The sequence below is a fragment of the Paenibacillus caui genome, from assembly GCF_019904135.1.
GTDB lineage: Bacteria > Bacillota > Bacilli > Paenibacillales > Paenibacillaceae > Fontibacillus > Fontibacillus caui.
Window position 1 is genome coordinate 1 of the sequence record NZ_JAIOGQ010000052.1, and the last position, 12,189, is coordinate 12,189.

12 protein-coding genes are annotated in these 12,189 nt (G+C 50.2%); all 12 read right to left on the bottom strand.

Annotation, left to right across the window (positions count from 1 at the left end; genetic code table 11):
* Window positions 1–350: 350 nt before the first annotated feature.
* Window positions 351–1,805 carry a nicotinate phosphoribosyltransferase gene (locus K7397_RS20340; RefSeq protein WP_223070421.1) on the bottom strand — a complete coding sequence of 485 codons (1,455 nt, stop codon included), beginning with the start codon at window positions 1,803–1,805 and terminating at the stop codon, window positions 351–353.
* 80 nt (window positions 1,806–1,885) lie between these two features.
* On the bottom strand, window positions 1,886–2,428 hold the full coding sequence (locus tag K7397_RS20345; protein WP_223070422.1) for a cysteine hydrolase family protein: 543 nt from the start codon (window positions 2,426–2,428) through the stop codon (window positions 1,886–1,888).
* Between the two features lie 56 nt (window positions 2,429–2,484).
* Window positions 2,485–3,261, bottom strand: a complete 777-nt coding sequence (locus K7397_RS20350) for an NUDIX hydrolase (protein WP_223070423.1) — start codon at window positions 3,259–3,261, stop codon at window positions 2,485–2,487.
* Window positions 3,262–3,300: 39 nt separating this feature from the next.
* On the bottom strand, window positions 3,301–3,696 hold the full coding sequence (locus K7397_RS20355) for a PaaI family thioesterase (protein WP_223070424.1): 396 nt from the start codon (window positions 3,694–3,696) through the stop codon (window positions 3,301–3,303).
* Between the two features lie 163 nt (window positions 3,697–3,859).
* A complete protein-coding gene (locus K7397_RS20360) occupies window positions 3,860–4,312 on the bottom strand; it encodes a YlbF/YmcA family competence regulator (RefSeq protein WP_420488819.1) in 453 nt (150 codons plus the stop codon).
* A 49-nt stretch (window positions 4,313–4,361) separates the two neighbouring features.
* Window positions 4,362–5,912, bottom strand: coding sequence for a tRNA (N6-isopentenyl adenosine(37)-C2)-methylthiotransferase MiaB (gene miaB, locus K7397_RS20365; RefSeq protein ID WP_223070425.1), 1,551 nt, complete (start codon window positions 5,910–5,912; stop codon window positions 4,362–4,364).
* Between the two features lie 225 nt (window positions 5,913–6,137).
* Window positions 6,138–6,710, bottom strand: coding sequence for a phosphate propanoyltransferase (gene pduL / locus K7397_RS20370; protein ID WP_223070426.1), 573 nt, complete (start codon window positions 6,708–6,710; stop codon window positions 6,138–6,140).
* Between the two features lie 118 nt (window positions 6,711–6,828).
* Window positions 6,829–7,695, bottom strand: a complete 867-nt coding sequence (locus K7397_RS20375; protein WP_223070427.1) for a 2-oxoacid:ferredoxin oxidoreductase subunit beta — start codon at window positions 7,693–7,695, stop codon at window positions 6,829–6,831.
* Window positions 7,682–9,472, bottom strand: coding sequence for a 2-oxoacid:acceptor oxidoreductase subunit alpha (locus tag K7397_RS20380; protein WP_223070428.1), 1,791 nt, complete (start codon window positions 9,470–9,472; stop codon window positions 7,682–7,684). The genes K7397_RS20375 and K7397_RS20380 overlap by 14 nt, the downstream gene beginning before the upstream one ends.
* Window positions 9,473–9,688: 216 nt before the next feature.
* Complete coding sequence (locus K7397_RS20385) at window positions 9,689–10,651, bottom strand: dipeptidase (RefSeq protein WP_223070429.1); 963 nt, start codon at window positions 10,649–10,651, stop codon at window positions 9,689–9,691.
* Window positions 10,652–10,761: 110 nt separating this feature from the next.
* A complete protein-coding gene (locus K7397_RS20390; RefSeq protein ID WP_006286829.1) occupies window positions 10,762–11,022 on the bottom strand; it encodes a stage V sporulation protein S in 261 nt (86 codons plus the stop codon).
* 165 nt (window positions 11,023–11,187) lie between these two features.
* Complete coding sequence (locus K7397_RS20395) at window positions 11,188–11,982, bottom strand: TIGR00282 family metallophosphoesterase (RefSeq protein WP_223070430.1); 795 nt, start codon at window positions 11,980–11,982, stop codon at window positions 11,188–11,190.
* Window positions 11,983–12,189 lie beyond the last annotated feature (207 nt).

The window sequence follows — 12,189 nt, forward strand, 5'->3', positions numbered from 1 at the left end:
CTTTTGCCTCCGGCTTCCTTCAGATTCCACCTCACGATGGGACACCCTTACCCTTGGCTAATGGTAGGCGCTCGCCAGCCCCCATTCCGGACTTTCACCGTGTAGATGACGCCCATGCTGGGCGTACTAGAAAGAGCCCGTCAAAGCTATAGCGCTTTGACGGGCTTTGCGGCTTTATTTAATAATCGTACTTATCACGCGATTTGGCGATTCTCGCATCTTAAACACTTTTGTCTCCGGAACAGATCGCCGAAACCAAAATAAGGCTATTCCAAAAGGTTGTAACCTTAAAGAATAGCCTTGAAATGAGCTGTTATTTAATTTGGAGCACCTTTACTGTGCTATATTCTTTATTCTTCATTCTGCTCCAGATAAACTTCAATCATTTTCTGTCTTTGCTCCCAGACGGCCTGACTCAAGCTTACACGGTAAATTTCCGGGTTCATCTTACGCAGATATTCCGGCCAGAACAAGGCGAGCTGCTGTTTATGATAAGCCCTGATTTCATTCAGGGTTGGCAGCTCATACACCAGCTTGCCGTCTACAAACACAGGCTCCAGCATTCGGACCGCATCGAAATTTCTGACGGTTTTCTGAAGTGTGGCGTGAACCGGATGCAAAAGGCGCAGCTTGCCTTCCATACCCTCTACATGCTCATGGGGATATGAAATATAATCCGCGATAGCCTTCTGATCCTTTCGGCTGATCAGGCGGTAAACATCTTTCTTGCCCGGCGTGCTGATCTTCTCCGGATTGCCGGAAATTTTGATGGTCGGTTCCATATGGTCGCCCTTCTGGCGTTCCACCAGCTTGTATACCCCGCCAAGCGCAGGCTGATCCGCAGCCGTAATGAGCTGGGTGCCTACGCCCCAAATGTCGATGCGCGCTCCCTGGGCCTTCAGGTTAAAAATCGTGTTCTCGTCCAGATCATTGGAAGCGACGATTTTGACGTAGGTCAGGCCTGCTTCATCGAGCATTTTCCGCGCCTGAATGGACAAATACGCCAGGTCCCCGCTGTCCAGGCGGATCGCTGACATCTTTCTGCCCTGGGATTCCAGCCATTTTGCGGTTTTGATCGCGTTTGGAATCCCGCTTTTTAACGTATCAAACGTATCCACAAGCAGCGTCACCTGCTCCGGAAGCGCCTTGGAATACAGCTCGAACGCCTCTAACTCCGAATCAAAGCTCTGCACCCAGGAGTGGGCGTGCGTGCCTTTGGTCGGAATCCCGAAATATTCGCCCGCAAGCATGTTGGAGGTCGCATCAAACCCCGCAATATAGGTCGCTCTTGCGCCCCATATCGCCGCATCGGCCTCCTGAGCCCGTCTCGTGCCGAACTCGAGCAGTACATCGTTTGGGGCCACCTGCTTGATCCGGGACGCTTTGGTAGCGATCAGTGTCTGGAAGTTCATGAAGTTCAGCAGGGCTGTTTCCACCAGCTGGGTCTCCATGATTGTGCCTTCCACCCGAATTAGCGGTTCATTTGGAAAAACAAGGGAGCCTTCCTTCATCGAAAGAAGTGTGCCTTCAAAGCGGAAATTTTTCAATAATTCCAGAAACTCCGGTTTGTAATTCTCTTCCTGCTTCGCCAGATAGGCCATGTCTTCTTCCGTAAATCGAAGATCCCGTATATAGTTCACAATTCGTTCAAGACCCGCAAATACAGCATAACCATTGCCAAACGGAAGCTTGCGGAAATAAGCCTCAAAGACGGCTTTTCGTTTATGGCTGCCGTTTATCCAATGCGCATACATCATATTGATTTGATATTTATCGGTATGCAGGGCCAAACTTGTTGTTTGCATCTGTTATTCATCCCTCTCTTGTTGTTCCCAAAAACGATAGGCAGGCCGAAGGCCGGCTGTCCTTGCGCATTTTGCAACGTTCAGGAGCTCTTGACGACCTTTGCGCCCAGACTGCCTGTAAAATGCCCAAGCGCCCATTCATGTCCGGCCGGATTGAAGCTGGCAACGGCATCTTCATAAACCGTAATATCAAAACCTTTATTATAAGCGTCCACGGCCGTATGCAGCACGCAAATATCCGTGCATACGCCGATCAGATGGACTTCCGTAATTCCGCGTTCCCGCAGCTTTAGTTCCAGATCGGTGCCGCAAAAAGCGCTGTACCTTGTTTTGTCCATCCAATAGATGCTGTCCTTATGCTTCTCATAAACCTGCTCGAGCGCTCCGTAAAGCGCCCGCCCATCGCTTCCCCGCAAATTATGAGGAGGAAACAGCTTCGTTTCCGGATGATACGGGTCCCCCGGCTCATGTAGATCTACAGCCATGACAACAAATTCACCGCGCTCAGCATAAGTTTCGGTTAGCTTTGAGATGACAGGCTCGATTTGTACAGCGGCGTCTCCCACCGGAAGGCTTCCATCGACAAAATCATTCGTGAAATCAATCACGATCAATGCTTTCATCTGTTCCCTCAACTCCTTGGCCTTGAATTGTTCATCTACCGCTGCGTTCAAAAATATTAAGTATAAATCGACAGTTGCGGTGTAAAATCCGTAAAGCGGTACAGCTGCGCCGGACGCTGCGAATACTGATTCGAGAGCAGCGGCTTGCCGGTCTCATCGCGAACCTCCTCCAAGATTCCCTGCCTGCTGCGCGTGGAGGTGATTTTCCGGATAAAGTTCAATTCTTCAAAATCGGGCACAACCGTCTGAATCACCTGATATAATTCGCTTAACGTAAAATGCGGCGGCAAAAACTGTTTGGCGATCGTCGTCTGCAGCATCTGCTGCTGAATTCTCCGGTATGCATCCTTAATAATTTCGCGATGATCGAACGCAAGCTCCAGCTCCTCAAGCGCTTCTTCGACCGTAAACAATCCAACCGCCTGCGCATCGTCTGCGGCTTTTCGTTTCTCCAAAACCGCTTCTTCCACCAATGCGTAAAAAGCGTGCGAAATGATCCAGCCGCGCGGATCTCTGCCCGGCGTACTGTATACGCCAAGATATTCCAAATGCCCGCCGTCCACGCCGGTTTCTTCCTTAAGCTCGCGGCTCGCTGTCTCAAACAGCGATTCGTTTTCCTGGCAAAATCCTCCGGGAAGCGCGAAAGCCCCGGCAAAGGGCCAGCTCCGCCTGCGGACGAGCATGACTTTCAGTTCGAAAAGGGGCAGCGATTTGGTCGATGAACGCCGCTCCTGTTTCGTTAAAGTAAACATGACTATATCCGCGGGGATACCATCGGGTGTGCGATATTTTTTCGGATTATCCCCATTTTCGTTTTCCTGCTCATTGCTCATTGTCCATCACCACACTGTAATATTAGTTTTGGTACAGGATCACGCTTTCGAAAGCCGAAATGTTGAAGTCGCGATACAGCCTAACCGCCCCTCCGCATTTCTGACTTCCGCGCGCATGGTCATTGTCCGGAACGTTTCATGAACGGGAAAAGCGCTTGCGACAAGCTGCCCTGGACTCATGGGCGATAGAAAATTAACATTCAAATGGGTCGTGACCCCCTGGGCTCCCCCTTTGGCCTCCGACAGCAAGATGCCCATCGCCTGATCCATCAGGGAAGACAGAACGCCCCCATGTACAATACCCATCGAATTCAGATGCTTTTCTTCTGCGTCAAGCCCGATTTCCACTCGCCCGCTGTCCACAGAAATCAGCTTCATGCCTAAAAATCCCCAGAACGTTTTATCATTGCGTGCCATAATATCGGTCCAGTCCATTACCGCTCCTCCTAATGACGTATCTCTGATGTCCATTTGTCTGTTTCGCCTTGGCCAAAGTATATTTATATGTACGCTTGATTGTTTATCCTGTTAAGTTTATTCCCTTGGCTTACAGCAAAAAAAGTGCGGAAGGCTTCCTTCCGCACATGTGCCTGCTGCATCAATCGCACCGGCTGGGAGGCGCATCCGTGCCTGATTCCACATGAATCTTTTGCGACACGGTATCATGTATGGCCGACATCACGAACTGCAGCAAATAGTTGATGTCCGCCTGACTCTGCTGATATTCCGCGACGAGTGGAATGGCATCGATCTCCGCCTGGAGCTCGTCGATCTCCCGTTCGATCCGGGACACCATGCCGGCATTGCCCATGCTCTCAAACGCAACAATTTCTTTTTGCTTCTTCTTCATCTGTGCAATCAGCGATTGAATGCGTTCGTGATGCTGAATTTTCTGCTCGGCTTTTTTAAATACCTCCACTTCCTCGCTGGTGCCGATCAAATCGGCAAGCGCCCTGGACTTCTCCAGGATTTCAGCTTTCATATATATACGATGCGAAGCGGAATTCGGCGTTCCGCCTTTAGCGTCAGACATTTCCTGAAACTCTGCCACCTTTGAATTCCTTCCTTTCGCTATTGAACTTTTAAGAATTGGTTCTACCCTAAGCCGAAACTACCGGATCATTCACAATTTTGCCCTTGATATACCACGTCATCGGATCCGTAATCTCCACATGAACAAACGTTCCGATCAACTCAGGCGCACCTTCGAAATGGACGAGCTTGTTGGTCCGTGTGCGGCCGGATAGCACCTCGGCATTGTTTTTGCTTCGGCCTTCAACCAGCACTTCAACAATTTGTCCTTTGAACTGCTCGCTGCTTTCCCGGCTGCACTCTTGAATAGCTTCATTCAGCCGGTACAGCCGTTCTTTCTTGACCTCCATAGGAATGTCGTCCTTCATGGAAGCAGCCGGCGTGCCCTCGCGCGGCGAGTAAATAAAGGTGTAGGCCGAATCGTAGCCCACTTCGCGGACCAAAGACAGCGTTTCTTCGAATTGTTCATCCGTTTCCCCGGGGAAACCGACAATGATATCTGTGGTGAGTACGACATTCGGAATCGCAGCCTTGATCTTGCGGACAAGCTCCAAATAATGCTCGCGCGAATATTTACGGCCCATCATCTTAAGCACTTCCGTGTTCCCCGACTGTACGGGCAGGTGAATGTGCTCAACGAGATTGCCCCCTTTGGCCAAAACCGCAATCAATTCATCGTCAAAATCGCGCGGATGCGATGTTGTGAAGCGGACCCGCGGAATATCGATCTTATGGATATCATCCATCAAATTGGCAAAAGAATACGTGATGTCCGTGAAATCCTTGCCGTAGGCATTTACGTTCTGCCCAAGCAGCGTAATTTCCTTGAATCCCTGGCGGGCCAGATCCCGGACCTCGGCAATTACGTCTTCAGGACGGCGGCTGCGCTCCTTGCCGCGGGTAAACGGCACAATGCAATACGTACAGAACTTGTCGCAACCATACATGATATTCACCCATGCGCGCATGCCTTCACGTTTCTTCGGCAAATTCTCGATAATGTCGCCTTCCTTGGACCATACATCCACTACCATTTCCTTGCTCATCAAAGATTCGTGAATGAGCAGCGGCAGACGGTGAATGTTATGGGTACCGAAGATCATATCGACAAAACCGTGCTTCTGCAGAATCCGGTTTACCACCGTTTCTTCCTGCGACATACAACCGCATACACCAAGCAGCAGCTCAGGGTTTTCGGTCTTCAGATGCTTCAGATGGCCCAATTCGCCGAACACCTTGTCTTCGGCGTTCTCCCGAATCGCGCATGTATTGAGCAAAATGATATCGGCCTCTTTGCGGTCTTCCGTAGGCTGATAGCCCATTTGCTCCAGCAAACCTTTGATCGTCTCCGTATCGTGCTCATTCATCTGGCAGCCAAAGGTGTAGACGATATAGTGCTTACCCTGCCCTATTGTTCTCAGCTCATCCGGCACGGCCTGCTCATAATGGACCTGTACGGATTCCTTGCCGCGCTGTTTCTCTTGCTTGTGATTCGGTTCGGATAAGATATGAATTTCCCGGCCGCGAATACGGATTTTCTTTCCGTTCTCGTCTTCGTGGAGCACCTTGGCATCCGAGAAATCAAAATATTTGGAGTAATCCTTTGTTTCTTTAGCCATGTTGCGGCTCACTCCTTACCTCTCTATCTTCATCCCGGCGGGTTGAATTATTTAAAAATGCATTACATCAAATTATAACATGCTTGCCTATCTATTTCTACATGCCTAAGCAAAAGGCCCGTCAAAACAAGCCGTAGCCGAGAAAAATACAAATGGCAGGCCGGATTGAATCCGGGCCTGCCATTTGGGTTTTCGAGAATCGAGTTTGTAAACGGTAAACGGTTCTTAGTCCACGATTTCAGCGGTGTCGCCATTTTTAACGCTTGCGGCATTCGCTTCGTCCGTGTCGATATGCATATCGAGTGCGAAAGAATCGGAAACACGGGAAATCACATTTTCAAATACGACGCCGCGTTCGCCGCCTACGCGCACCTTCAGCAGCTGTTTGTCCTTGATGCCCCATTTTTCGGCGTCTGAAGTATGAAAATGAATATGGCGGGCAGCCACGATAACGCCTTGTTCGAGCTCAATTTCGCCCTTAGGGCCTTTTACTTTAATACCCGGCGTGCCGTCGATTTTGCCGGATTCACGAACCGGTGCCTTAACGCCGATCGCGAAAGAGTCGGTACGGGAAATTTCAAGCTGGGAAGCCGGACGGGCCGGTCCCAGAATCCGAACTTTGTCAAATTGTCCTTTGGTACCAATTACAGCGACTTGCTCATTGGCTGCGAATTGGCCTGGCTGGGACAAAGGTTTAAATTCTGTCAGCTGATACCCTTCGCCGAACAGGGCCTCGATATGCTCTTGGGTAAGATGGATATGACGTGCAGATACGCCAACCGGTACGATTTTACTCATCGTAGATTCACTCCTTGTAAGTTCTCTTTTTCACGAAAACATCCTTACCTATTATACATCTTTCGACACAAAAGGCAAAGGCACCCTTTGGAGGGTGCCTTTCACAATGCAATGTCTACTATTTAAATTCAGCCACAAGCTGATCAAACTGCTCTGCGGTGATTTCCGGATTCTGGCCTGACAGAGGCTCTTTGCGGAAGCCGGGAACAAGATCTTCATAGCTTTTTCGTTCTTTATTTTGATAAATTAGTCCTGTAAGCAAGCCGCCGGTTTCCATCAGTTTGGTCATAGCCTGAATCCGGTTGCTCGGATCATAGTCCGGAATTGTATCCAAATTCGTAATATTTTCTTTAAACCAGTCATAGGTGTTCACCTTGTTGAAGGTTACACATGGACTGAATACGTTAATCAGTGAAAAACCTTCATGCCGGATGCCTTCCTCGATCAAAGCTGTCAGCTGCTTCAGATCGCTGGAGAAGGACTGGGCTACAAAAGTCGCGCCTGATGAAAGAGCAAGCTCAAGCGGAGACAACGCCGATTCAATGGATCCTTCCGGGGTACTCTTCGTCTTGAAGCCTTCCGAGCTCCGAGGGGAGGTCTGCCCTTTGGTAAGGCCGTAAATCTGGTTATCCATAACGATGTAGGTGATATTGATATTACGGCGAATCGCATGAATCGTATGACCCATCCCGATCGCAAAGCCGTCTCCGTCACCGCCGGAAGCGATCACCGTCAAATCCCGGTTGGCCAGCTTCACGCCCTGGGCAATCGGCAGCGCCCGCCCGTGAATGCCATGCAGACCGTAAGCGTTAATATAGCCCGATATTCGTCCGGAACAGCCGATCCCCGAGATGACCGCAAGCTGTTCCGGTTCGAGGCCTACATTGGCCGCTGCGCGCTGGATCGCCGCCTGTACCGAAAAGTCGCCGCATCCAGGACACCAGTTAGGTTTGACGTTATTGCGGAATTCCTTAAAAGTTGCCATGTTCAACCAACTCCCCGTTTGGTTTCTGAGCGGATTCTTGCTCTTCATAAACCTTCAGGCATCTGGCATACAATTCTGCCGGAAGGAACGGTGTGCCATCATATTTCAGCATGTTCACCATTTTGTCACGATAGCCGACGTTCAGCTTGATCAGATTGGCGAGTTGGCCTGTCGCATTGTTCTCCAGCACGACAATCTGCTTCGCCTGCTCCAGATAGGGCTGTATTTCCTTCGCAGGGAACGGATGCAGCAGCCGAACCGTGATATGGTTTGTCTTGATCCCGTCCGCTTCCAGACTTCTGCGCGCCTGATCGATCGTACCTCCCGTAGAGCCCATCCCGATGATCAACAGATCGGGTTCCTTATAAGGCGCCTGCACATGAATCGGGTGATCCACCTTGATTCGGTCAAGCTTGCGAAGCCGCTTATCCATCATCTTGTTCCGGTTCGCCGGACTTTCGGACGGGCGGCCCGCTTCATCGTGCTCTACCCCTGTCACATGATGAATGCCGTTCTTTTGGCCCGGAATAACGCGAGGAGAAATTCCGCTAGGCGTTTCCGCATAGCGCTTGAACAGACTGCCGTCTTCACGTTCCGGAATCTCGTCCGTAAGTGCTCCTCTATCAATCGTAATCTGGCTGTAATCCAGCAGCTCACAGGATTGCTTGCCGAGGGAAAGCTGCAGATCCGTCGCGAGAATGACGGGAACCTGGTATTTTTCAGCCAGATTGAACGCTTGAATCGTGTCGTAGAAGCATTCTTCAATCGAGCTCGGAGCGAGCACGATCTTCGGAATTTCGCCATGGGTGCCATAGATCAGCGCATTGATATCGCTTTGTTCCTGCTTTGTAGGAAGACCTGTGCTAGGACCGCCGCGCTGGGTGTCCACAATGACGACAGGCGTTTCCGTCATCCCGGCCAGGCCGATCGCCTCCATCATCAGGGAGAGTCCCGGGCCTGCCGATGCGGTCATCGTCCGAACCCCTGCATAGTTTGCTCCTATGGCCATCGTAATGGCGGCAATTTCGTCCTCGGTCTGAATGACTGTTCCTCCGAATTTCGGCAGCTTCTTGATCAAATATTCCATAATTTCGGACGCCGGCGTAATCGGATAGGCGCTCATGATCCGGCAGCCTGCAGCGATCGCTCCAAGGCCGATAGCATCATTGCCGATCATGAACAGCTTTTGCTTGCCGTCCGCCGGCTCCAGCTTGAAGCGTTCCAAGGGTCCGCCGGCCAACTCGAGCACGTATTCCGCTCCCCTGCGAACCGCTTCGATATTCTTGTCAACAATCGCCTTGCCTTTGCGCCCGAATTCTTCTTCAACCGCTTTGTTAAACACCTCGAGCGGCAATCCGAGCAAGGCCCAGGATGCGCCGGAAGCGACCATATTCTTCATCAGGGAAGTCCCAAGCTCTTCGGCAATCGCCGTAATTGGAACGGCAAATAATACGGCGCTGCTCCCTTCCGGAACGGCGGGATTAAATTTGGCATCTGCTACGATTACCCCGTCCTTGCACAATTCATGTGCATTCAAATCGATACTTTCCTGGTCGAAGGCGACTAAAATGTCCAGATCGTCGGAAATGGCACGAGCCGGTTTAGTGCTGATCCGGATTTTGTTATTCGTATGCCCGCCTTTAATACGTGAAGAAAAATGCCTGTAACCATACAAGTAATACCCCAGACGATTTAATGCCGTCGAGAATATCCGATCCGTACTTTCAACGCCTTCACCCTGCTGCCCGCCGATTTTCCATGACAATTGACTAATCAAGACCGCCACCCCTTTAATGGTATCGCATCAGAATCATGAAAATTGCACGATCGCCTAAAACAAATAAGCACTGCGAGAATGTCATCTCGCTCTAAAATATGAAATATTTGTTTCATAATCATGTCAATTTTATGTCGGTGACGATCAAAAAGCAAGCGTTTTCGCGCCCATTTCATATAGTAGTTTTCGATTAAACCGTTCTCGGGATGTGATTAATTAAAGCGTTTTCTTTGTTGCTGGTATCTGTGTTTGCAAAAATTTCAATGCATTTTGGTACAGCCACTTGTCAGCAAGCGCCCCGGAATAATACTTGAGCAGCATTTCTCGCAAATCGGAATATTTCGCCGCATTTTCCAGGCCAGCAATATGATGATCAATTCCGTCAAAATCGGAGCCGAACACAAGATGATTCTCAGCTCCAAGCGAACACATATACTCCAAATGCGGCAGCAAATCGGTCATTTTTACAGGGCCTTCCGATTTAACGAAATACGGCACAAACGTGATGCCGATCCGGCCGCCCAGCCGCACAATCGCCCGAATTTGCTCGTCGCTTAAATTTCTGGGGTGGTTGCAAACGGAAAAACTGTTCGAATGGGAAGCAATAAAAGGTTTCCCGGCGGTTTCCGCCAGCTCTGTCAGTTCCCAAAAGCCTTTGGGGGACAAATGAGAGACGTCGAGAATGATGCCCAACTCATGGCATGCTTGCACCAGTTCCTTGCCTTTCTGCGTAAAACCGCCGCCTCGGGACTCCATAATCCCGTCAGCCGCCCAGTTGGCATGATTCCAGGTAATCCCTAAAAAGCGGACTCCCAGGTCATAGCAGCACCGGAGATAGCTTAAGTTTCCTTCAAGCGCATCGGCTCCTTCCAGGGACAGCAGCCCCCCGCTGCCTCCGCTGGCGACAAGCGCGGCCAATTGCTGACGGCTCGTAACCAAGGGCAGTCCACATGCCTCCACTTCGGTCCGGAACAATCTGATTTGCTCCAAAATATGCCCGATGCGGCCTTGCCCCAGCCTTTCAGAAACAAAAATGGCAAAGCACTGCAGCTTTATCCCCCCTTGTTTAAGCTTGAAGGCGGATACGTCAAGCTTTTGATCATCGCTAAAATGAATGCTTGGGTCCTGATGGAGTTTGCTTAAAGCGTCACAATGAAAATCAACAATGCCAAATTTCAATCCTTTCACATCCAATCCGGTTTATTCCTATACTCTGCCACAAACATCAAGCCATAAACGCAAAAAACCTGTCTGCCACTCCGGCAAACAGGTTATTATATAGGGTTCAATCATCTCGGTTCTACAATCAATTTGATTGCTGTCCGATCTTCTCCATCGATGACAATGTCGGTAAAAGCCGGAATACAGATCAAATCGACTCCGCTTGGAGCCACAAAACCACGGGCAATGGCAACCGCTTTGATCGCTTGATTGAGCGCACCTGCGCCAATAGCCTGAAGTTCAGCAGCGCCTCGTTCTCGCAGCACGCCCGCAAGTGCGCCGGCAACGGAGTTGGGGTTGGATTTTGCTGAAACTTTTAATACTTCCATGGTAAGTACCTCCCTGGGAATAATGGTTTGGATTCCACTACCTTGACAAATGATCTGTATAGATCATATTCGGGAAATTTGAAATAATTCCTTCTTTTTAGGGAGATTACCGGAAAAAAGGCACGGTAAAACGGATGCCTCACAGTTGTTCTGCACGTACCTAAGCTAGTTCATCGTCCACTCATCTTCCAGAATGCGAATTTTCCGGATTTGCTTGGCCAGCCCCGTCGTGTTGTCCAGATCAGCCAATACCGCATGGAACTGCCATTTTCCGCTGCATACCTGAAACCTTACCGGGAGCTGGGTTTTGAATTTGCGCAGCACCGCATCGCGTTCCATGCCGAGGATGCCCTCTCTGGACCCGACCATCCCAACATCGGTAATATACGCCGTTCCTTGGGGAAGCACAAGTTCATCGTTGCTTTGCACATGGGTATGCGTTCCGACAACCATCGATGCCCTGCCGTCCAGATGCCAGCCCATTGCAATCTTTTCCGAAGTCGCTTCGGCGTGGAAATCAACAAGTATAAACTTGTGTTTCTTGCGCAGCGTGTCCACAATATCGTCCGAAGCCCGGAAAGGGCAATCAAGGGGAGGCAGAAACGTTCTGCCCATCAAATTGACTATCGCCAGCTCCTTGCTGCCGTTCTTTACGACCGTATAGCCCCTGCCTGGAGTTCCAGGCGGATAGTTGGCAGGTCTGATCATCCGCGGCTCATCATCGATAAAATCAAAAATATCCTTGTTGTCCCAGGTATGGTTGCCCATCGTAATGCCGTGAATACCCCAATCAAAGAACTCCTTCGCTATAGCCGCCGTTATCCCCCGTCCCGCTGCCGCGTTCTCGCCATTGGCAATCACGATGTCAGGGCTGTACTTGGATTTAAGCTGGGGCAGCATCTCCTTCAGAGCCTTGCGGCCCGTATTTCCGACAATGTCTCCGATAAACAGCACTTTCACCGTCTATTCCTCCTAATAACCTTTTATCCATTACGCCGATTTTACTTTGCTTCGGGCTTCCCGGTCCACCCGCTCGACCAAATCATAACCACCCGTCAAACGGGTGGTTTGCTCTAAGGCTATAAGCCTTTATTACCGGCTCGCGTCTAAAGGCGCTAGCTTTCACTACGTTCAAGCTACTATGCCATTGTCGCTTTTGCCTACCCC

Coding starts and splice junctions, on each gene's coding strand:
- K7397_RS20350 (WP_223070423.1), bottom strand. CDS start 3,261: ATGAGCAATGAGCAGGAAAACGAAAATGGGGATAATCCGAAAAAATAT.
- K7397_RS20345 (WP_223070422.1), bottom strand. CDS start 2,428: ATGAAAGCATTGATCGTGATTGATTTCACGAATGATTTTGTCGATGGA.
- K7397_RS20355 (WP_223070424.1), bottom strand. CDS start 3,696: ATGGACTGGACCGATATTATGGCACGCAATGATAAAACGTTCTGGGGA.
- K7397_RS20390 (WP_006286829.1), bottom strand. CDS start 11,022: ATGGAAGTATTAAAAGTTTCAGCAAAATCCAACCCCAACTCCGTTGCC.
- pduL (WP_223070426.1), bottom strand. CDS start 6,710: ATGAGTAAAATCGTACCGGTTGGCGTATCTGCACGTCATATCCATCTT.
- K7397_RS20375 (WP_223070427.1), bottom strand. CDS start 7,695: ATGGCAACTTTTAAGGAATTCCGCAATAACGTCAAACCTAACTGGTGT.
- miaB (WP_223070425.1), bottom strand. CDS start 5,912: ATGGCTAAAGAAACAAAGGATTACTCCAAATATTTTGATTTCTCGGAT.
- K7397_RS20340 (WP_223070421.1), bottom strand. CDS start 1,805: ATGCAAACAACAAGTTTGGCCCTGCATACCGATAAATATCAAATCAAT.